19 protein-coding genes, 1 tRNA gene and 1 pseudogene are annotated in these 20,764 nt (G+C 71.1%); 8 read left to right on the top strand and 13 right to left on the bottom strand.

Annotation, left to right across the window (positions count from 1 at the left end; genetic code table 11):
• Positions 1 to 117 precede the first annotated feature (117 nt).
• Positions 118 to 1,176: a M23 family metallopeptidase gene (locus SSQG_RS19075; protein ID WP_003991440.1), complete on the top strand. Its 1,059-nt coding sequence runs from the start codon at positions 118 to 120 to the stop codon at positions 1,174 to 1,176.
• Positions 1,177 to 1,192: 16 nt separating this feature from the next.
• On the opposite strand, the gene SSQG_RS19070 is transcribed toward SSQG_RS19075, so the two are convergent.
• The 4 genes from SSQG_RS19070 to SSQG_RS19055 form a co-directional block, all read right to left on the bottom strand.
• On the bottom strand, positions 1,193 to 2,080 hold the full coding sequence (locus SSQG_RS19070; protein WP_003991439.1) for an HAD family hydrolase: 888 nt from the start codon (positions 2,078 to 2,080) through the stop codon (positions 1,193 to 1,195).
• A gap of 86 nt (positions 2,081 to 2,166) precedes the next feature.
• Positions 2,167 to 3,069, bottom strand: a complete 903-nt coding sequence (locus SSQG_RS19065) for an LLM class flavin-dependent oxidoreductase (RefSeq protein ID WP_039933111.1) — start codon at positions 3,067 to 3,069, stop codon at positions 2,167 to 2,169.
• A gap of 84 nt (positions 3,070 to 3,153) precedes the next feature.
• On the bottom strand, positions 3,154 to 3,702 hold the full coding sequence (locus tag SSQG_RS19060; protein ID WP_003991437.1) for an RNA 2'-phosphotransferase: 549 nt from the start codon (positions 3,700 to 3,702) through the stop codon (positions 3,154 to 3,156).
• Between the two features lie 140 nt (positions 3,703 to 3,842).
• The gene (locus SSQG_RS19055) at positions 3,843 to 5,600 is read right to left on the bottom strand and encodes an SDR family oxidoreductase (RefSeq protein ID WP_003991435.1); all 1,758 of its coding nucleotides are present in this window, start codon (positions 5,598 to 5,600) and stop codon (positions 3,843 to 3,845) included.
• A 181-nt stretch (positions 5,601 to 5,781) separates the two neighbouring features.
• On the opposite strand from SSQG_RS19055, the gene SSQG_RS19050 reads away from it, so the two are divergent.
• The 6 genes from SSQG_RS19050 to SSQG_RS41415 all read left to right on the top strand — a co-directional run bounded on the left by SSQG_RS19050 (position 5,782) and on the right by SSQG_RS41415 (position 10,007).
• Complete coding sequence (locus tag SSQG_RS19050) at positions 5,782 to 6,750, top strand: ABC transporter ATP-binding protein (protein WP_003991434.1); 969 nt, start codon at positions 5,782 to 5,784, stop codon at positions 6,748 to 6,750.
• Positions 6,740 to 7,657 (top strand): ABC transporter permease subunit, encoded by a 918-nt coding sequence (locus SSQG_RS19045; RefSeq protein WP_003991433.1) that lies wholly within the window; start codon positions 6,740 to 6,742, stop codon positions 7,655 to 7,657. Before SSQG_RS19050 ends, SSQG_RS19045 begins: the two co-directional genes overlap by 11 nt.
• A complete protein-coding gene (locus tag SSQG_RS19040; RefSeq protein WP_003991432.1) occupies positions 7,654 to 8,565 on the top strand; it encodes an ABC transporter ATP-binding protein in 912 nt (303 codons plus the stop codon). Before SSQG_RS19045 ends, SSQG_RS19040 begins: the two co-directional genes overlap by 4 nt.
• 9 nt (positions 8,566 to 8,574) lie before the next feature.
• The gene (locus SSQG_RS19035) at positions 8,575 to 9,294 is read left to right on the top strand and encodes an ABC transporter permease subunit (protein WP_003991431.1); all 720 of its coding nucleotides are present in this window, start codon (positions 8,575 to 8,577) and stop codon (positions 9,292 to 9,294) included.
• Positions 9,295 to 9,396: 102 nt separating this feature from the next.
• A complete protein-coding gene (locus SSQG_RS19030) occupies positions 9,397 to 9,633 on the top strand; it encodes a hypothetical protein (RefSeq protein ID WP_003991430.1) in 237 nt (78 codons plus the stop codon).
• A 268-nt stretch (positions 9,634 to 9,901) separates the two neighbouring features.
• Positions 9,902 to 10,007, top strand: a tRNA-OTHER gene (locus tag SSQG_RS41415).
• Positions 10,008 to 10,086: 79 nt separating this feature from the next.
• On the opposite strand, the gene SSQG_RS19025 is transcribed toward SSQG_RS41415, so the two are convergent.
• From SSQG_RS19025 to SSQG_RS18985, 9 genes and pseudogenes are all read right to left on the bottom strand, one after another.
• Positions 10,087 to 10,905 (bottom strand): HAD family hydrolase, encoded by an 819-nt coding sequence (locus SSQG_RS19025; RefSeq protein WP_003991429.1) that lies wholly within the window; start codon positions 10,903 to 10,905, stop codon positions 10,087 to 10,089.
• Positions 10,902 to 12,179 (bottom strand): serine--tRNA ligase, encoded by a 1,278-nt coding sequence (serS, locus tag SSQG_RS19020; RefSeq protein ID WP_003991428.1) that lies wholly within the window; start codon positions 12,177 to 12,179, stop codon positions 10,902 to 10,904. The genes SSQG_RS19025 and serS overlap by 4 nt, the downstream gene beginning before the upstream one ends.
• 517 nt (positions 12,180 to 12,696) lie before the next feature.
• Positions 12,697 to 13,629: a prephenate dehydratase gene (gene pheA, locus SSQG_RS19015; RefSeq protein ID WP_003991427.1), complete on the bottom strand. Its 933-nt coding sequence runs from the start codon at positions 13,627 to 13,629 to the stop codon at positions 12,697 to 12,699.
• Between the two features lie 60 nt (positions 13,630 to 13,689).
• Positions 13,690 to 14,983, bottom strand: a pseudogene (gene efeB, locus SSQG_RS19010) (iron uptake transporter deferrochelatase/peroxidase subunit).
• Between the two features lie 6 nt (positions 14,984 to 14,989).
• Positions 14,990 to 17,101 carry a copper resistance CopC/CopD family protein gene (locus SSQG_RS19005; RefSeq protein WP_039933107.1) on the bottom strand — a complete coding sequence of 704 codons (2,112 nt, stop codon included), beginning with the start codon at positions 17,099 to 17,101 and terminating at the stop codon, positions 14,990 to 14,992.
• A 13-nt stretch (positions 17,102 to 17,114) separates the two neighbouring features.
• Positions 17,115 to 17,594, bottom strand: coding sequence for a copper chaperone PCu(A)C (locus tag SSQG_RS19000; RefSeq protein ID WP_003991424.1), 480 nt, complete (start codon positions 17,592 to 17,594; stop codon positions 17,115 to 17,117).
• Positions 17,591 to 18,244 (bottom strand): SCO family protein, encoded by a 654-nt coding sequence (locus SSQG_RS18995; protein WP_003991423.1) that lies wholly within the window; start codon positions 18,242 to 18,244, stop codon positions 17,591 to 17,593. Before SSQG_RS18995 ends, SSQG_RS19000 begins: the two co-directional genes overlap by 4 nt.
• A gap of 95 nt (positions 18,245 to 18,339) precedes the next feature.
• Positions 18,340 to 19,080: a YcnI family protein gene (locus tag SSQG_RS18990; RefSeq protein WP_003991422.1), complete on the bottom strand. Its 741-nt coding sequence runs from the start codon at positions 19,078 to 19,080 to the stop codon at positions 18,340 to 18,342.
• A 144-nt stretch (positions 19,081 to 19,224) separates the two neighbouring features.
• On the bottom strand, positions 19,225 to 20,034 hold the full coding sequence (locus SSQG_RS18985; protein WP_003991421.1) for a hypothetical protein: 810 nt from the start codon (positions 20,032 to 20,034) through the stop codon (positions 19,225 to 19,227).
• Between the two features lie 246 nt (positions 20,035 to 20,280).
• Between SSQG_RS18985 and SSQG_RS18980 the strand changes: the two genes are divergently transcribed.
• On the top strand, positions 20,281 to 20,751 hold the full coding sequence (locus tag SSQG_RS18980; RefSeq protein ID WP_003991420.1) for an ATP-binding protein: 471 nt from the start codon (positions 20,281 to 20,283) through the stop codon (positions 20,749 to 20,751).
• The last annotated feature ends 13 nt before the right edge of the window (positions 20,752 to 20,764 follow it).

Genomic DNA, 20,764 nt, shown 5'->3' with positions numbered 1-20,764 from the left:
CGGTCCGCAGCCCCCGCCGGGGCGGCTCGCGCGCACTGATCCATTCGGGGCACCCGGTCCCCCAGCCGTACGACGTGAACAGGACCGGGGCGCCGAGGCCGGGCGACGATCACTGACATGCGCTCATACCGCCGTCATCGGCTGCTCGTTCCGGTACTGCTGTGCGCCTTGGCCGTCCTGGCGGCCCGGCCCACCGCGGCGGACAGGCGGCACGGGAGCCGTGGTGCCGGGGACTCGGGTGTCAGCGCCGAGGTGGCGCGGCTGTACGAGGAGGCCGCGGTGGCGACGCAGCAGTACGAGACGGGGCGCAAGAGGGCAGAGGCGCAACGGGCCCGGGCCCAGCGGGCGGAGAAGCTGCTGGACCGCCAGCGGCGGCACATCGCCGGCCTGCACGAGGACCTGGGCCGGATCGCCCGCGCCCAGTACCGGGGCAGCGGTGGGCTGCCGGTGGCCGCGCAGATGATCCTCGCCGGCAGCCCCGAGGACCTGATGCGCGGTCAGCACGCCTTCTCGCAGGCGGACCTCGCCGTGAACAACGCGATCGCCAAGAGCCGTCGTGCCGAGACGCGGCTCGCCGCGGACGAGGCCGAGGCCGCGGCCCAGTGGCAGGCGCTGGACCGGCGGAACACCCAACTCGCCCGTCTGAAGGCGGGCATCGAGCGGAAGCTCGAGACGGCACGCACACGGCTTCAGAGGCAGGCGGACGCCTCGGTCGCCGCCGGGGCGTGCCGGGGGGCCGTCCGGCTCGACGAGCCGGAGACGGGGTTCACCACCGCGTGGGTCGCGCCGGTGGAGACGTACGAGCTGTCCGCGTCGTTCGGCAGCGGCGGATCGCGCTGGGCGAGCCGGCACACGGGGCAGGACTTCGCGGTGCCGATCGGCACACCGGTGCGGGCCGTGGGCACGGGCCGGGTGGAGAGGGTGTCCTGCGGCGGGCCCTTCGGCATCGAGATCGTGCTCAAGCACGCGGGCGGCTACTACACGCAGTACGCCCATCTCGCGTCCGTCGCGGTCGACCAGGGCCAGCATGTCCGCCCCGGCCAGTGGATCGGCCAGTCGGGCACCACCGGCAACTCCACCGGCCCGCACCTGCACTTCGAGACCCGGGTCACACCGGAGATGGGCTCCGCGGTGAACCCGGTGTCGTGGCTGGAGGAACGAGGGGTGACGCTCTGAGGCGGCCGTGCGAAGGCTAAGGAAGCTCCCCCAGCAGCCGCTCGATCACGATCGCCACGCCGTCCTCGTTGTTCGCGACCGTCCGCCCCGAGGCCGCGGCGATCACGTCCGGGTGGGCGTTGCCCATCGCGTACGACCGGCCCGCCCAGGTCAGCATCTCCACGTCGTTGGGCATGTCACCGAAGGCGACGACCTGCTCGTGCGAGATGCCGCGCTCGGCACAGCACAGGGCGAGCGTGCTGGCCTTGGACACCCCGGGACCGCTGATCTCCAGCAGTGCGCTGGGGCTGGAGCGGGTCACGCCGGCGCGGTCGCCGATGGCGAGCCGGGCCAGGGTCAGGAAGGCGTCGGGGTCCAGGTCGGGGTGGTAGGCGAGGATCTTCAGCACCGGCTCGCCCGCCGCCGGATGGTCCGCCGACAGCAACTCCTCGGCCGGAGCGAGGCTGTCGGGGATCTCCATGTGCAGCTTCGGATAGGCCGGCTCCTGGTAGAAGCCGTACGTCTGCTCCACCGCGTACACCGTGCCCGGCGCCGCCTCGCGCAGCAGCCGTACGGCGTCCAGGGCGTTCTCCCGTGCCAGCTCGCGCACCTTGACGAACCGGTGGGCGCCGGGGCCGCCGTGCAGGTCGACCACGGCCGCGCCGTTGCCGCAGATCGCCAGGCCGTGCCCGTGGACATGGTCGCTGACGACGTCCATCCAGCGGGCCGGGCGGCCGGTGACGAAGAAGACCTCGATGCCCGCCTCCTCGGCGGCGGCCAGCGCGGCGACCGTACGCGGAGACACCGACTTGTCGTCCCGCAGCAGGGTGCCGTCGAGGTCGGTGGCGATCAGACGCGGCGGGAGGGTCTCGGCCGCGGTCTCGGGCTCTCGGGTCGCTGAGGTCACCCGGCCATTGTCCCGCATATGCCTGCACGGTCGTGCGGGAGTCCGCACAGGTGAGTGGATACCGTCCTCACCTGCGCTCTCCCGGGGAAGCCGCCCGCAGGGCCTCAGCGCAGTTGCGCCGGGGCCTCCATGGCGATCTGTTCGAAGACCTTCTCGTCCGCCGCGAAGTTCGAGTCGGGAATGGGCCAGTGGACCACGAGCTCCGTGAAGCCGAGCTCAGCGTGCCGCCCGGCGAAGTCGACGAAGGCGTCCAGGGACCGGAGCGGGGCGCTGCGGTCCGGGGTGAAACCGGTGAGCAGGACCTTGTCGAGGCCGGTCATGTCCCGCCCGACCTCGGCGCAGATGTCGGCGAGCTTCTCCGTCTGACGGCGGATGGCCTGAACCGACTGCTCAGGGGTGCCGTTCTCGAACAGCTTGGGGTCGCCGGTGGTCACCCACGCCTGCCCGTGCCGGGCGGCCAGCCGCAGCCCGCGCGGCCCGGTCGCGGCCACCGCGAACGGCAGCCTGGGGCGCTGCACACAGCCGGGGATGTTCCGTGCCTCGTGCGCCGAGTAGAAGTCGCCCTCGTACGACACGCAGTCCTCGCTGAGCAGCCGGTCGAGCAGCGGGACGAACTCCGCGAAGCGGTCGGCCCGCTCGCGTGGGGTCCACGGGTCCTGGCCGAGCGCGGTGGCGTCGAAGCCGGTGCCGCCCGCGCCTATACCCAGCGTGATCCGTCCACCGGAGATGTCGTCGAGGGAGATCAGTTCCTTGGCGAGGGTCACCGGGTGCCGGAAGTTCGGCGAGGTCACCAGCGTGCCCAGCCGCAGCCGGTCGGTGCTGGCCGCGGCGGCGGTGAGCGTCGGCACGGCGCCGAACCACGGGCCGTCCCGGAAGGTACGCCAGGACAGATGGTCGTAGGTGTACGCGGTGTGGAAGCCGAGCTGCTCGGCACGGGTCCAGGCCGCACGGCCGCCTTCGTGCCAACGGCGGTAGGGGAGGATCACGGTGCTCAGACGCAGACTCATGGCATCGAGCGTAAGGGAGCCCCCGGGGGTCACCCGTGTTTCACGTGAAACAGTGACCGTGAGTCGCGGGGCGCGCGCAGCGGGTCAGCGCGGCTCGGGGAGGCGCAGATACGGCGGCGGCACGGCCTGGGTCAGCCACACGCCGTTCGCGCTCACATGGAAGACATGGCCGTCGCGCTGCATGGCGGCCGCGTCCACCGTCAGCACGATCGGCCGGCCGCGGCGGGCGCCGACCCGGGTCGCCGTCTCGCGGTCGGGTGAGAGGTGCACGGCATGCCGGTCCATCGGCCTGAGGCCCTCGGCCCGGATCGCGTCCAGGTGGCGGGCGACGGTGCCGTGGTACAGGTACGCGGGCGGGGTGGCCGGCGGCAGGCCCAGGTCGACCTCGACACTGTGGCCCTGACTGGCGCGGATCCGGGTGCCCTCGACGGCGAATCGCCGCTTGTCGTTGGTGGCGACGACATGGTCCAGTTCGTCGCGGGTGAACCGGAAGCCGTGCGTGGCGGCCGCGCCGATCAGGGTGTCGATCTCGACCCAGCCGCCTTCGTCGAGGGTCAGTCCGATCCGTTCCGGCTGGTGCCGCAGATGCTTCGACAGGTACTTCGACACCTTGACGGTGCGTCTCTCGTCCATGCCACCAGGGTGCGGGAGAGACGTGAATCACGCGATCGAGTTTCAGTACAGAGGTTTGATCCACAACCAAGTGGTGTTATCCACAGGGGAATTGGCGATTCTGTGGACAACTGGCCTTCACTTCACGGTTCTTGGGCCCGTCAGACCGGCGGTTTCATGCGCGCGATGCCTCGCAGCAGCCCCGGTGCGAAGCGCGCCAGCACCCGAGCACTCCGCGCCTCCGGCGTCACCGGCACCACCGCCTCGTTGCGTGCCACCGCCCGCAGAATCGCCACGGCGACCTTCTCCGGAGGATAGTTCCGCAGCCCGTACAGACGGGTGGCGCGCTGCCGGAGCCGCTTCTCCTCACCGGCGTCGACCCCGGCGAAGTGCGCCGTGGACGTGATGGCGGTGTTGACGATGCCGGGGCACACCGCCGTCACGCCGATGCCCTGACCGGCGAGCTCCGCGCGCAGGCACTCGCTGAGCATCAGCACGGCCGCCTTGGAGGTGCTGTAGGCGGGCAGCGCCCGGGACGGCTGGTACGCCGCCGCCGACGCCACGTTGACGATGTGGCCGCCCTGCCCGCGCTCGGCCATCCGCCGGCCGAAGAGCCGGCAGCCGTGGATCACGCCCCACAGATTGACGTCGAGGACCTTCCGCCAGTCCTCGGACGTGGTGGCGAAGAAGGAACCGGACAGTCCGATCCCGGCGTTGTTCACGAGGACGTCCACCACGCCGTACTCTCTGCCGACCTTCTCGGCGAGCTTCTCCACGGCCTGCTCGTCGGAGACGTCGGCCGTCTCCGCCCAGGCCGCCGGGGCGCCCGCGCGCCGGGCGGACTCGGCGGTGCGGACCGCCGCCTCGGCGTTCCTGTCGACGGCCACCACGCGCGCTCCGGCCTGGGCGAACGCGAGCGCCGTCGCCCGTCCGATGCCGCTCCCGGCCCCGGTGACCAGCACGAGCTGCCCGCCGAACCGCTCGGCGTGCCTGCCGCTCGCCGCGACCGGAGCCCGCCCCTCCTCGACCGACGTCACGAACTCGGTGATCCAGTTCCCCAGCTGGTCGGGACGGGTGCGCGGGATCCAGTGCCCCGCCGGAAGCGTCCGCCGGACCAGGTGCGGGACCCACCGCTCCAGTCCCTCGTCGAGCCGCTCCGAAAGGAAGCGGTCCTCCAGAGGCGTGACGATCTGCACCGGCACGTGGGCGTGCGCGTCGAGGCGTGGCCTGCGCAGCCGGGGCCGGACGTTGTCCCGGTACAGCCACGCCCCGTGCGCCGCGTCGGAGGGCAGCGACGCGGTCGGGTAGCCGTCGCCCGGCACCTTCTCGAGGCGCTCCAGCATCCCCGGCCAGCGCCTGCCGAGCGGGCCGCGCCAGGCGAGCTCGGGCAGCACGGGCGTGTGCAGCAGGTACACGTACCAGGACCGCGCGCCCTGCCCGAGGAGCTGCCCGACCCGGCGCGGGGTGGGCCGCTTCACGCGGCTGTTGATCCAGTGGCCGAAGTGGTCGAGGGACGGCCCGGACATCGAGGTGAAGGAGGCGATACGGCCCTCGGTGCGCTTGACGGTGGTGAACTCCCAGGCCTGCACCGAGCCCCAGTCGTGCCCGACCAGGTGCACCGGCCGGTCCGGGCTGACCGCGTCCGCGACGGCCAGGAAGTCGTCCGTCAGCTTCTCCAGCGTGAACCCGCCCCGCAGCGGCCGCGGGGCCGTCGACCGGCCGTGGCCGCGGACGTCGTACGCCACCACGTGGAAGTGCCCGGCGAGCCGCGCGGCCACTTCGGACCACACCTCCTTGCTGTCGGGGTAGCCGTGCACCAGCACCACCGTCGGCCGGTGAGGATCCCCCAACTCGGAAACGCACAACTCGACTTCGCCGGTCCGCACCCGGCGCTCCCGCGCCCCCTTGAGCAACGTCATCCGGCGAATCTGGCAGTTGTTAGAGAAGTCGTCAATAGGGCGGCCCTCGGGGGTTACCACGGCCGTGGTAACCCCCGAGAACCAGCTCCCCTAAGGGCCCGTAATACTCCAGGCTGATGTGAAGACAGCTCTGCGGAGTGACGACCGCCACGTTCACGGCCCCTACCGTCGAAGGGTGACTGTGATCGCGACCGAAAGCCTGAGCAAGCGGTTCCCCCGGGTGACCGCGCTTGACCGGCTCTCCGTGGACGTCGGGCCCGGTGTGACCGGACTCGTCGGAGCCAACGGGGCCGGCAAGTCCACACTGATCAAGATCCTGCTGGGTCTGTCCCCCGCCACCGAGGGCCGCGCCGAAGTGCTCGGACTCGATGTCGCCTCCAAGGGCGCCGACATCCGCGAGCGGGTCGGCTACATGCCCGAGCACGACTGCCTGCCGCCGGACGTCTCGGCCACCGAGTTCGTCGTCCACATGGCGCGCATGTCCGGCCTGCCGCCCACCGCCGCGCGCGAACGCACCGCCGACACGCTGCGCCACGTCGGCCTGTACGAGGAGCGCTACCGCCCCATCGGCGGCTACTCGACCGGCATGAAGCAGCGCGTGAAACTCGCTCAGGCCCTCGTGCACGACCCGCAGCTGGTCTTCCTGGACGAGCCGACCAACGGCCTCGACCCGGTCGGCCGCGACGAGATGCTCGGCCTGATCCGCCGGATCCACACCGACTTCGGCATCTCGGTCCTGGTCACCTCGCACCTGCTGGGCGAACTGGAGCGCACCTGCGACCACGTCGTCGTCATCGACGGCGGCAAGCTCCTGCGCTCCAGCTCCACCACGGACTTCACGCAGACCACCACGACCCTCGCGATCGAGGTCACCGACACCGACGAACACCCGGACGGCACCCACGCGGTGCGCGACGCGCTGCACGCGCGCGGGGTCAGCGTCGAGGACGGCGGCGGCCTGCCGGGCGCCGGCCACATCCTGCTGCTCACCGCACAGGGCGAGGAGACCTACGACCTGGTCCGGGACGTGATCGCGGACCTCGGACTCGGCCTGGTGCGCATGGAGCAGCGCCGGCACCACATCGCCGAGGTCTTCAAGAGCAGTGACGAGCACGAGCAGCGGAAGGAGGCGGTCGGCCATGGCGGTTGAGCACTCCACGGGGACACCCGCCCCGGCACCCGGTGACCAGACCCGCATCCACAACATCGGCTACCGCAACTACGACGGCCCCCGCCTGGGCCGTGCCTACGCCCGCCGCTCCCTGTACTCGCAGTCCCTGCGCGGCTCCTACGGCCTCGGCCGCTCGGTCAAGTCCAAGGTGCTGCCGATGCTGCTGTTCGTGGTGATGTGCGTGCCCGCGGCCATCATCGTCGCCGTCGCGGTCGCCACCAAGGCGGGCGCCCTGCCGCTGGACTACACGCGCAACGCGATCGTCATGCAGGCGGTCATCAGCCTGTACGTCGCCTCGCAGGCCCCCCAGTCCGTCTCGCGCGACCTGCGCTTCAAGACCGTGCCGCTGTACTTCTCGCGGCCCATCGAGACCGCCGACTACGTCCGCGCCAAGTTCGCGGCGCTGGCCTCGGCCCTGTTCATCTTGACCGCGGCGCCCCTGCTCGTGCTCTACGTGGGCGCGCTGCTGGCCAAGCTCGACTTCGCCGACCAGACCAAGGGATTCGCACAGGGACTGGTTTCCGTGGCGCTGCTCTCACTGCTGTTCGCCGGCATCGGCCTGGTCATCGCGTCCTTCACCCCGCGCCGCGGCTTCGGCATCGCGGCCGTGATCGCCGTGCTGACCATCACCTACGGTGCCGTCTCCACCCTCCAGGCCATCGCCGACGCGCAGGGCAGCAGCGACGCCGTGCCGTGGATCGGACTGTTCTCCCCGATCACGCTCGTCGACGGGGTGCAGTCCGCGTTCCTCGGCGCGACCTCCGCCTTCCCCGGCGGGGTGGGCCCCGGCCACGGGGAGGGCGTCGTCTACGTCCTGGTCGCTCTGGGCCTGATCGCCGCGAGCTACGGACTCCTGATGCGCCGCTACAAGAAGGTGGGCCTGTGACCACGCTCTCCATCGACCACGTCTCCCGCTGGTTCGGCAACGTGGTCGCCGTCAACGACATCACCATGACCGTCGGCCCCGGCGTCACGGGCCTGCTCGGCCCCAACGGCGCCGGAAAGTCCACCCTCATCAACATGATGGGCGGCTTCCTCGCCCCCTCCACCGGCACGGTCACGCTCGACGGCCAGCCGGTGTGGCGCAACGAGCAGATCTACCGGCACATCGGCGTCGTACCCGAGCGCGAGGCGATGTACGACTTCCTCACCGGGAAGGAGTTCGTCCTCGCCAACGCCGAGCTGCACGGCCTCGGCGCCAAGGCGGCCCAGAAGGCGCTCGCCACGGTCGAGATGGAGTACGCGCAGGACCGCAAGATCCAGACGTACTCCAAGGGCATGCGCCAGCGCGTGAAGATGGCCTCCGCCCTGGTCCACGACCCGTCGCTGCTCCTGCTGGACGAACCCTTCAACGGCATGGACCCGCGCCAGCGCATGCAGCTGATGGAACTGCTGCGGCGCATGGGCGACGAGGGCCGCACGGTGCTGTTCTCGTCCCACATCCTCGAAGAGGTCGAGCAACTCGCCTGGCACATCGAGGTCGTCGTCGCCGGCCGGCACGCGGCGAGCGGTGACTTCCGCAAGATCCGCCGTCTGATGACCGACCGCCCGCACCGCTACCTGGTGCGCTCCAGTGACGACCGCGCCCTCGCGGCCGCGCTGATCGCCGACCCCTCGACGTCCGGCATCGAGGTCGACCTCGCCGAGGGCGCGCTGCGCATCCAGGCCGTCGACTTCGGCCGCTTCACGGCCCTGCTGCCGCGGGTGGCCAGGGACCACGGCATCCGGCTGCTCACGGTCTCGCCGTCCGACGAGTCCCTCGAGTCCGTCTTCTCGTACCTGGTCGCGGCGTAGGAGGCCCTGATGTACGACCCCACAGTCGCCCGGCTCACGTACCGGGCCCTGCTCGGCCGGCGCCGGGCCCTCATCCTCGGTGCCCTGCCGCTGCTGCTGATCGTGATCTCCGTGGCGGTGCGCGCACTGGCCGGAGCGGACGACCAGACGGCGTCGGACCTGCTGGGCGGCCTCGCCCTCGCGACGATGGTGCCCCTGATCGGCGTCATCGCCGGGACCGGCGCGATCGGGCCGGAGATCGACGACGGCTCGGTGGTGTACCTGCTGTCCAAGCCGATCAAACGACCCACGATCATCTTCACCAAGCTGATCGTCGCGATCGCCGTGACCATGGTGTTCTCGGCGGTGCCGACGCTCATCGCCGGGTTCATCCTGAACGGCAACGGCCAGCAGATCGCCGTCGCCTACACGGTCGCCGCCCTGGTCGCGTCCATCGCGTACGCGGCGCTGTTCCTGCTGCTCGGCACGGTCTCCCGGCACGCGGTGGTGTTCGGCCTCGTCTACGCGCTGGTCTGGGAGGCCCTGTTCGGCTCCCTGGTGCCGGGCGCCCGCACGCTGAGCGTCCAGCAGTGGTCCCTGGCCGTGGCCCAGAAGGTGTCCGGCGGGGACCTGGTGAGCTCCGACGTCGGCCTGACCACGGCGACGGTGCTGCTGGTGGCCGTCACGGTCCTGGCCACCTGGTACGCCGGCCAGAAGCTGCGCTCGCTCACGCTCGCCGGCGAGGAGTGACGGTCCCGGGCCCTGACGGGGGCTTCACCCCTGTCCGGGCACACTGGGCAAACGGGATGTAGGGGCACCACACGGGAGTTGGACGGCCGGAAGGAGACAGGGATGGCGGGCGAGAAGGCTCAGCACGAGGACGGCGGTCAGGACGACGCCTGGGACGACCTCGTTCTGGACGAGGACTTCATACGCTCCGCCGAGACCTCCGAGCCGTCCGCCCGTGCCCGGATGCTCGCCGAGCGCTGGCGGCGCGAGGAGCCGGAGCCCCAGCCCTGGCGCTCCGACGAGCCGCCCGCGGGCTGGTTCTTCAGCAAGTCCCGCCGACGCAGGTGGCGCAGGCGCTGAGGCCGGGCGATTTAATCGGTGGCGTCCCATTCACCCGGCGGGCAGAGTGGTGGTGTTCACCCCGCCGGGCGAGGAAGTCCGGCGCCGAGTTCTGGGAGAGGAGCGGGACGATGTCCATGCACGGCAGTACGTCCAGCTCCCTTCAGGGCAGCCCGCGGCGGGCTCCGGAGTAGTCGCTACCGGCTCCGTAGAGCTCGCCCCACACGGGGAGCTGCCCGGGGCGGCCGCTTCGAGCACGCGACATCGCACTCGCGTGGGCCGCCCACCCGGAGGATTGGCCGAGTGGTAAGGCACCGGTTTGCCCTGCGTTTGATCAGAAGCAGCCGTGGTCGGGCTCGCAACAGCCCGCGCACGTTCGATCCGTGCATCCTCCGCCGCACGCAAGACCCGAATGCGCAAGACCCGAGCTCAAGACTTGAATGCGCAAGACCCGAATGCGCAAGACCTGAAGGCTCAGCTCAGCAACCGCTCCAGCACCACGGCGATCCCGTCCTCCTCGTTCGAGGACGTCACCTCGTCGGCCACCGCCTTCAACTCCTCGTGGGCGTCGGCCATGGCGACACCGTAGGAGGACCAGGCGAACATCGGCAGGTCGTTGGGCATGTCGCCGAAGGCGATCGTGTCCGCCGCCTTCACCTTGAGCCGACGGGCCGCCAGGGAGAGGCCCGTCGCCTTGGACAGGCCCAGGGGAAGGAGCTCGACTATGCCCTCGCCCGCCATGACGACGCTGACGAACCCACCGGCGGTCCGGGTCGCCACCTCGCACAGCTCGTCGTCCGACAGCGTCGGGTGCTGGATGTAGAGCTTGTTCAGGGGCGCGGTCCACAGGTCCGACGCGTCCGTGAACGGGGTCGCGGGGAGCGCCCCCTGGACCGCGTAGCCCGGGCCCACCAGCACCTCGCCGTCCAGGCCGTCGCGGCTCGCCGCCAGGTACAGCGGGCCGACCTCCGCCTCGATCTTCGCCAGCGCCACCCCGGCCAGCTGCCGGTCCAGCGTCACCGACGTCAGCAGGCGGTGGGCACCGGCGTCGTACACCTGCGCGCCCTGGCCGCAGACGGCCAGCCCCTGGTAGCCGAGCTCGTCGAGGATGGGCCGGGTCCAGGGGACCGCGCGGCCGGTGACGACGATGTGCGCGGCGCCCGCCGCGGCGGCAGCGGCGAGCGCGTCACGGGTACGGGGCGACACCGACTCGTCGGAACGCAGCAGCGTCCCGTCGAGGTCGGTCGCGATCAGCTTGTACGGGAAGCCGCCCGAAGGGGCCGTGTCGCTCACTTGGCCACCGGCTCCAGGACCTCCCGGCCGCCCAGGTACGGACGCAGCACCTCGGGCACGCGCACCGAGCCGTCGGCCTGCTGGTGGTTCTCCAGGATCGCCACGATCGTGCGCGGTACGGCGCACAGCGTGCCGTTGAGCGTGGCCAGCGGGCGAACCTGCTTGCCGTCACGGACCCGGATCGACAGCCGGCGGGACTGGAACTCGGCGCAGTCCGAGGTCGAGGTCAGCTCGCGGTACTTGCCCTGGGTCGGGATCCAGGCCTCGCAGTCGAACTTACGGGCGGCCGAGGAGCCGAGGTCGGCGGAGGCGACGTCGATGACCCGGAACGGCAGCTCCAGCGAGGTCAGCCACTGCTTCTCCCACTCCAGCAGCCGCTGGTGCTCGGCCTGCGAGTCCTCCGGGGCGACGTAGGAGAACATCTCGACCTTGTCGAACTGGTGCACGCGGAAGATGCCCCGGGTGTCCTTGCCGTGCGAACCGGCCTCGCGGCGGAAGCAGGGCGAGAAGCCCGCGTAGCGCAGGGGGAGGCGGTCCGCGTCGAGGATCTCGTCCATGTGGTACGCCGCGAGCGGGACCTCGGAGGTGCCGACCAGGTACAGGTCGTCGTCGGCGAGGTGGTAGACGTCCTGGGCGGCCTGGCCGAGGAAGCCCGTGCCCGCCATGGACTGGGGGCGGACCAGGGCCGGGGTCAGCATCGGCGTGAAGCCGGCCGCGGTGGCCTGGGCCATCGCCGCGTTCACCAGGGCGAGCTCCAGCAGGGCGCCGACACCCGTCAGGAAGTAGAAGCGCGAGCCGGAGACCTTGGCGCCGCGCTCGACGTCGATCGCGCCGAGGATCTGGCCGAGCTCCAGGTGGTCCTTGGGCTCGAAGCCCTCGGCGCCGAAGTCACGGATCGTGCCGTGCGTCTCCAGCGTGACGAAGTCCTCCTCGCCGCCCACGGGCACGTCCGGGTGGACCAGGTTGCCGAGCCTCTGGAGCAGCTCCTGGGTCTCGGTGGCGGCCGCGTCGCGTTCCGCGTCGGCGGCCTTGACCTCGGCGGCGAGCCGGCTCGCCTTCTTCAGCAGCTCGGCCTTCTCGTCCCCGGACGCCTTGGGGATCAGCTTGCCGAGCGCCTTCTGCTCGGCGCGCAGCTCGTCGAAGCGGACGCCGGACGACCTGCGCCGCTCGTCGGCAGAGAGGAGGGAGTCGACGAGCGCGACGTCCTCTCCACGGGCGCGCTGCGACGCGCGCACACGGTCGGGGTCCTCACGGAGCAGGCGAAGGTCAATCACGCGGTCAAGGCTACCGGTGTGGGGTGACCGCTCACGACTCACTATTCGGGTCGTGCATTACGTACCGTTATGGGTGAATTGCACCTAGTGTCAATAAAAGACGGCACTCTAGCCGGTACGAGGCATCCGCGGGGCGCCGCATTGACTCGACTTCCTTGTGGGGAACGGGACTTGGGGTTCGGTTGTCCACAGGAATCCACACCCGGCGCAGAGTTATCCACAGGCTGTGTGGAAGATCTGTGGACTTCGGAATTGATCACTCCGGAAGGCCGGATCACCCCTCAGAATTCCCAGCACAAACCTGCCCTATCCTCACTTTCGAGTGGGATTGGGTCCCCCTGAAGAGTTACACAAGGGAAAACGGTGGACGAAGGCCGATCTGCGTACCGATGGACCCTCAAGACCGCGTAGGGCGATTTGTCGACTGAATCATGCTGTGATGTCGACTTGTCCCCAGGTCGAGAAGCTGACCTGTGGATAACTTCTGTGGATAACGAAAATCAGCAGGTACGACCGCCTAGAAGCGCCCGTCCTGGCACTGCGCCACCCAGTCCGCCGCCGCCACGAACGCCTCGTCCGACGTCCCCAGACGGGGCGGCTGGACCTCCCCCGGCTGCATGTCCGCGCGGGGATAGGAGCCGAGGTAGCGCACCTGGAGGCAGATCCGCTTGAGGCCCATCAGGGCCTCGGCCACCCGGCGGTCGGAGATGTGGCCCTCGGCGTCGATGCAGAAGCAGTAGTTGCCGATACCCGCACCGGTGGGCCGGGACTGGAGCAGCATCAGGTTGATGCCGCGCGTGGCGAACTCGCCCAGCAGGTCACGCAGGCCGCCGGGGTGGTCGTCGCGCTGCCACAGCACGACGGAGGTCTTGTCCGCGCCGGTCGGCGCCGCGGGCCGGGCGGGCCGGCCGACCAGCACGAACCGCGTCTGGGCGTTCTCCGCGTCGTGGATCCCCGTCTCCAGGGCCTCGAGGCCGTAGCGGGCGGCGGCGAACTCGCCGGCGAAGGCGGCGTCGTACTGGCCCTCCTGGACCAGCCGGGCCGCGTCCGCGTTCGAGGCGGCCGACTCCCAGTGCGCGTCGGGGAGGTTCTTCTTCAGCCAGTTGCGCACCTGCGGCTGGGCGGCCGGATGGGCGGAGACCGTCTTGATGTCGGACAGCTCGGTACCCGGGCGGACCAGCAGCGCGAAGGTGATCGACAGCAGCACCTCGCGGTAGATCATCAGCGGCGCGCCGGCGACCAGCTCGTCGAGCGTGGTGGTGATGCCGCCCTCGACGGAGTTCTCGATCGGCACGAAAGCGGCCTCGGCCTCGCCGGCTCGTACCGCGTCGAGCGCGGACTGGACGGACACGTACGGAATGAGTTCCCGGGTGGCGGCCTCGGGAAGGGTGCGCAGGGCGACTTCGGTGAAAGTGCCCTCGGGGCCGAGATACGCATAGCTCGCTGGCATGACCTCACCCTAATGGGCTCGCGGAAACGACATCCCCCACAAGCCCACAGGGATGAACTTTCACCCCTCCAGCAACTTCTGTCCCACGTATTCGCCCTCCGCGGCCCCGCCCGGCACCGCGAACAGCCCGCTCGACTCGTGCCGGATGAACTCCGACAGGGCGTCACCGCGGTCGAGTTTGCGTTGCACCGGCACGAAGCCGCGGAGCGGATCGGCCTGCCAGCAGATGAAGAGCAGGCCCGCGTCGGGCACCCCGTCCGCGTCGATGCCGTCGTGGAACGAGAACGGACGGCGGAGCATCGCCGCGCCACCGTTCTGGTCGGGCCGGGTGATGCGGGCGTGGGCGTTGATCGGGACGGCCAGGTTGCCCTGGGAGTCGGTCTTCTCCAGGTCCATCGCGGTCGTCTCGGTGCCCCCGGACAGCGCCGCACCGTCCGACTTACGGCGTCCGATCACGTTCTCCTGCGCTGTGACGGAGAGCTTCTCCCAGTCGTCGAGGAGCATGCGGATACGGCGTACGACGGCGTAGGAGCCGTTCGCCATCCAGGCCGGTTCGCCCTGCGCGGGGACGAAGACGCGCTGGTCGAAGTCGGATTCGGCCGGCTTGGGGTTGCGGGTGCCGTCGATCTGGCCCATCAGGTTGCGTGCCGTCATGGGGTGGGCGGTGGCGCCCGGCGAGCGGTTGAAGCCGTTCATCTGCCAGCGGACCCGGGCCGCCGCGCCGGCGTCCTTCTGGATGGCGCGCAGGGCGTGGAAGGCGACGAGGCCGTCGTTGGCGCCGATCTGCACCCACAGGTCCCCGTTGCTGCGGTTCTTGTCGAGGTGGTCGGAGGAGAACTCGGGCAGCGGGTCCAGAGAGGCAGGACGCTGCTTCTCCAGACCCGTCCTGGCGAAGAAGCTGTGCCCGAAGCCGAAGGTGACGGTCAGCGACGAGGGTCCGGCGTCCCGGGCCACGCCGGTGTCGTCGTGCGCGCTCGGCTCGCCCGCCATCAGCCGCCGGGCCGTCTCCGACCAGCGGCGCAGCAGGGCGGCGGCTTCCTTGCGGCCGGCGCCCGCCGCCAGGTCGAAGGCGACGAGGTGGCCGTGGGACTGGAGGCCGTCGGTGATGCCGGGCTGATGTTTCCCGTGAAACATCGCCCGGTCGGTGCCGAGCGAGGTGAGTGGAGCGGAGGCCTCGGAGGGTGCGGCGGCGTATCCGACGGCGGCACCCCGCCGTGCCGAGCACGAGCCCGGTGGCACCGGCGGTGCCGAGCAGCCGCCGTCGGGAGATGCCCTCCGTGGCGGAGGCCGCTTCCCCCTCCTCCGGGGTGGCGCCGGGGGCAGTGCGGGCCTTCGGGATGGACTGGTCAGCCATGGTGGTTCAGCCGATCTGCGCGTTCTTGGTGACGGTCACCTCGTCGATGTCGGAGGTCCGCACGGTCACGTCGACCTTCCAGTCGCCGGCCATGGGGATCTGCACTCCGTTCGCCGACCAGTGTCCGGTAGCGATGTGGTCGGGGACGACGGGCAGGGGCCCGATGTCCTTGGCTCCGAGGGTGAAGTCGACCTTCACCTCGGGGATGTCGAAGGCCCGGCCGTTGGGCCGCTCCACGTAGACGTGCATCTCGTTGTCGCCCACGCGCGCGGGGTCGAGGTCGATCGTGACGACGCCCTTGCCGTCCTCGCCGCCGGTGTCGAAGGGCATGTCGAGGGTCAGCGCCCCGGACGCGCCCGTGTCGGCCTCGGCGGCTGCGGCAGCCGAGGTGGCCGCCCTGGCCTCCTGCTCCGTCCGTCCCGGCTCGGTCTGCGTCAGCACCGTGGTGACGGCGAGCAGGACCACGGCGATGCCGGCCTCGGCCAGCACGGAGCGGCGCAGGCCGGAACGGTCCGGGTCGGCGTCCCGCAGCCGCTTCTGCCGGGCGGCGTCGCGAGCGGCCCGCTGCCGGGCGAGTTGGGCGGCGCGCTCGGCGTCGGCGGGGTCGGCTGCGCGCGGCTCGTCGGGGTCGGAGTCGGAGCCGGAGTCGAGGTCCTTGCCGGGGCCGGAGCCGTGGTCGTCGTCAGCGTCAGCGTCGACAGAGGCAGAGACAGAGGCAGAGGCAGAGGCAGAGGCAGAGACAGAGGCCGATGCAGAGGCAGCGGCAGCGGCGGTGTCGGCATCCGTGTTCGTGCCCGCGTCACTGTCCGCGTCGGTGTGGCCGACGGCCTGGGCACCTGCCCCCGCGCCGACCCGCTCCTTCTCCCGTTCGGCCGGCACCGCGACCGTCTCCGCCAGCCGTCCCGTCCAGCGGCGCGAGATCCACGCGACACCGACCAGCACGGCCACGAGGGCGATCTTGGCGAGGAGCAGCTGCCCGTACCGCGTGTCCGTGAAGGCCGACCAGGAGCCGAGCTGGCGCCAGGACTGGTAGGCGCCGGTCGCGATCAGGGCGAGGACGCTGCCGAAGGCGACGGCGGAGAAGCGGCGTACGGCCGTGGAGTCGACGGGCGCGTCCGCGGGGGCCCGGTACAGGGCGACGAGGAGCGCGCCCAGCCCGCCGAGCCACGCGGCGACGGCCAGCAGATGGACGATGTCGACCGGCATGGCGATGCTCGCCTGGAGGCCGACCGAGGCGTGCTCGGACATGGCCCAGCTCGCGGCGATCCCGGCCGCCACGACGACGCCGCCGATCGCGAGCCCGAAGGTCAGGTCCCGCTTCTCCTGGGCGTCCTCCCGCTTGTCATACGCCCCGAACAGCACGGCGATGAAGAGCGCCGCCGCGGCGAGCAGCAGCAGCCGGGAGACCAGGGCCGCGCCGGTCTTGGTCTGGAGCACCTGTCCGAGCAGGGACAGGTCGAAGATGTCGGCGACCTTGCCGGAGCCGGTGAAGGAGCCGCGCAGGAGCAGCAGGGCGAGGGTCGCGGCGGTGAGCGCGAGCCATCCGGAGACGACGAACCGCTGCACGGGCCGTACCCCGGAGCCGCGCTGCCAGCAGGCGAGCACGAAGGCGGCGCCGCCGGCCATCACGATGAACCCGGCGTAGGACACGTACCGCCCGATTCCGTACAGCCAGCCGACGACCCCGTCGTCGGTCGCCTGCCCGGAGACCGCCGCGGAGGTCTTGGAGGGGGCGCCGATGGAGAAGGTGTAGGCCCCGGTGACGGGGTGACTGTCCGCCGACACGACCTGGTAGGCGACGGTGTACGTGCCGTCGGGCAGATCCGGCTGGAGCCGCACGGCGTACGTCGTGCCGCTGACGTTGGACGGCTCGCCCGAGTCGACGCGCTTGCCCTCGGGGTCGAGCACGCGCAGCGAGTCGCCGGACAGCGCGACCTGCTCGGAGAAGGTGAGCGAGATCCGGGCGGGGGCCTCCTGGACCACCGCCCCCTGCCCGGGGTCGCTGCCGGTCACCGCGGCGTGCGCGGAGGCCGGTCCGGCTCCGGCGAGGAGCGCGCAGGCCGCGGCCAGGAGCAGCAGCACCACGGTCCGGACGCGGGGGGCGATGGTCTGCGTCACAGGGGTCCCTCCCTCAGTGTCCGGTCTTCGGGGTGTAGGTCGCCGACTTCACCGGCATCTCGACCCTGACGGGGCCGGAGTGGGCGAAGCGCAGCTCGACGGAGACGGTCTGGCCCTCCTTCGGCTTGCGCTTCAGCTGCTCGAACATCAGGTGGTTCCCGCCGCTTTTGAGGACCAGTTCACCGTGTGCGGGGACCTTCAGGCTCTTGACCTCCCGCATGGCCTGGCCGGTGGTCTCGTGCACGGTGACCTGCCCGGCGACGTCGCTGGTGACCGAGGTCAGTTCGTCGGCGGCACCGCCCTTGTTGGCGATGGTGAAGAAGCCGGCCGCCATCTCGTCGGAGACCGGCTGCGGCATGTACGCGGAGCCGACGGAGAGTTCGGCCTTGCCGCCGGAACCGGAGCTCCCGGAGTCCGAGTCCGAGCCGCCGCAGCCCGCCAGTGCCAGCGCTCCGGTGAGGGCGAGTGCCGCCGGGCCGAGCCGCCGCCTCACGGCTTCTGCCCCTTGACGAGCTTGGGCAGGTCCTTGGTGTAGTCGTCGACGGTGGCGTCCTCGCCGTAGAGCACGTAGCCGCCGTCGGTCTTCGGCGAGAACGCGATGACCTGTGTGCCGTGCTCGGAGATGAGCTTGCCGTTCTTGTCCTTCTTCGGCGGGTCGAAGGCGATGCCGAGAGTGCGGGCTCCGGCCTGGATGGTCGAGAAGTCGCCGGTCAGACCGACGAACTGGGGGTCGATGCCCTTGAGCCACTTGCCGAGTTCGGCCGGGGTGTCACGGTCCGGGTCGGTGGTGACCAACACGACGCGCAGGTCGTCCTGTTCGGCCTTGGGCAGCTGCTTCTTGGCCACGGCGATGTTGCTCATGGTCGACGGGCAGACGTCGGGGCAGTGGGTGTAGCCGAAGTAGATCAGCGTGGGCTTGCCCTGGGTCTCCTTGCGGAGGTCGTACTTCTTGCCCTGCGTGTCGGTGAGGACCAGGTCCGGCTTCTCGAAGGGCTGGTCGAGGACGGTGGCGGCCTTGTCGCTGCCGGCCTCCTCCGACACCACGGCGACGGGCTTGTCGCTGTCGCCGCCGCTGCCGCAGGCGGTCAGGGTGAGGGAGGCGGCGGCGAGCAGTGCGGCCGCGGCGAAGGTCTTGGTGCGCATAGAAAAATGTCCCAGTTGTCGGTGACCCGGCGCGCACCGGGGTGCCCCCTGTGCGGGGGCGGGGGCCCGGTGCGCGCCGTGCAACGGAAGCAGCCTCAGGCGTTGGTGCGCCGACGCCCGGCGAGTACGCCGTAGGCGACGCCGGCCGCGCCGACCACGATGCCGACGACGCCCAGGACCCGGGCGGTGGTGTCGGTGTCGTCGGAGGAGCCGGAGTCGGCGGCGGTCTCGGCGGAGGCGTTCTCAGCCGACTCGGCGTCAGAGGCCTCGTCGCCCGAAGAGCCGTGGTGCCCGTCCTCGGAGGCGGCGGACAGCTCCAGCACCGGCGCCGGGTTGTCGGGCTCGTCCTCGCCTTTCTGCGGCACCTCGATCCAGCGGACGACCTCCTTGTTGGAGTACGTCTGGAGGGCCTTGAAGACCAGCTGGTCGGTGTCCTCGGGCAGGGTGCCGACGGAGACCGGGAACTTCTGGAAGAAGCCGGCCTCGATGCCGTCGCCGTCGGCGGTCCAGGTGACCTTGGTGACGGCCTCGGAGATCTTCTCGCCGTGCATCTCCAGCGGCTTGGCCAGCTTGGACTTGGTGACCTCGATCTTCCAGCCCGGGACCGGCTCCGGCATGACGGAGGCCAGTGGGTGGTCGGTGGGGAAGTTGACCTCGAGCTTGGTCGTGGAGGCGTCGTCGCGCTCGTTGGGGACCTTGAAGTCGACGACCGCGTAACCGCCCTTGGCGGCCTCGCCCTCGGGCTGCACGCTGACGTGCGCGAAGGCGGGGGCGGACAGGGCGAGCACGGTGATGCCGGCGGCGGCACCGGCCGCGGCGATACGGGAAGCCTTCATGGAAGGGGCACTCCGCTGTGAGTCGTTTTTCGATGGACGAGAGAGAAGAGGGATCCGCGCACGCGCGCGTGCCGCACGACGGCGGTCCCTTCTCCGGGTCGTCCGAAGAGATACGCGGAGAGACGGAGTGGTGTTCGCGTCGTGTCAGGCGGCGAGGGCGAGTGCGGATGCGGTGACCGCGGCGGCTGGCGGGCCACGCCGGACCACCGTGTGCTGGAGTGCGGTCGTGCGCGGCATCTCGGGCACGGGGCGCACGGCGTGCGCGGGGCGCGCAGATGCGTCGGGCGCGCCGGGGAGACCGGCGCGCAGGGCTCGAACCAGCGCGAGCGCGGCCCGCAGGGAGCGCACGAGCGCCCCTTCGGTGACGCCCTGCGCCGACAGTTCGGTGAGCCGCAGCAGAGCCAGGTCGCCGTGGCGCAGCAGCCAGCCGGCGGCGATCGCCGCGAGCACGTGGCCGAGCAGCATCGGCAGGGACGGCCACAGGGAGGCCGACGCCCCGGCGTCCGGCATGGGTGTGTGCGCTCCCGCGTCCGGCTGGACCCGGGCGTCGGTGAGGATCTTGTGGGCCTGTGCCGGGCTGATCGCCGTCGCCGTGGTCCCGCACACGAGGCGCGCGGCCTGCCGGACCAGCGCGGTGTCGCTCGTGCCCGCCGACGTCGACGCGGCGGCGGCCGTGCCGTGCTGGCCGAGTCCGAACAGGGTGTGCAGCACGGTCTGACCGGCGGCGAGCGCCGCGGTGATCACCGGCAGCGAGCGCACGCGCCCGGCGAGGGGTGCCGTGACCGCGACCACCCCGAGGAACCCGGCGCCGAGCGTCCACAGCGGGATGCTGTCGCAGGAGGCGAGTGCGTGACCTGCCCCGGCCAGCACGACACAGACCGCGGAGAACACCGCGGCCCGGACAATCCGGAGCGTGTGTCCGGGGCGCGTCGTGGGCGCTTGGGGGGCAGTCATGGCGGGCTCATCATCGCACTGGCCCCGCAGGCCCCGTACGGCAGGTCCGCAAGATGCGGAACAACCGAAACGTCACCGTCTGGCCCGGACCGCCCCCACATACACCGGCACCACTCTTCCCCAATACACCGATCAGGACCAGTGCGCATCCGCCGTATGGGCGGCGTCACGCCAACTTCACGCTTACGTGCGGGGACTCGGGGCAATACGTAACGGTATGTCGAGCCGCGGCCAGGAGGCTGGAGCATGAGCATCTGGTGGTCACTCCATCTGCGGCGTGAGGCTGCCAGCGTGCCACTCGCCAGGCGCCTGCTGATCGGCACCATGGAGACCGCGGGCGTCGATCCCGACATCTCCTACGACCTCTCCGTCGCGCTCAGCGAGGCGTGTGCGAACGCCGTGGAGCACGGTGGGGACATGGCGTGCGGCGGTCCTGGTTCGGAGGCGTACCGCGTCACGGCCTACCTCGACGGCGAGAAGTGCCGCATCGAGGTCGCCGACGCGGGTCCGGGCTTCCCCGGGGCGTCCGCGGGCCGTTCCCGCCCGCAGATCCGTCCCGCGCACTCCGACGCGGAGCACGGCCGGGGGCTGTGTCTCATCCAGGAGCTCGCCGACCACGTGCACATCAACAACAAGCCGGGCCGGGGCGGTGCCGTGGTGAGCTTCGACAAGGTCCTCAAGTGGCGCGAAGGCGCCGCGCCGCTGATGGCGGTCTAGCGCCTCGGCGTCG

The sequence above is a fragment of the Streptomyces viridochromogenes DSM 40736 genome (assembly GCF_000158955.1).
Classification (GTDB): domain Bacteria; phylum Actinomycetota; class Actinomycetes; order Streptomycetales; family Streptomycetaceae; genus Streptomyces; species Streptomyces venetus.
This window is presented reverse-complemented; position numbering and strand designations above follow the sequence as displayed.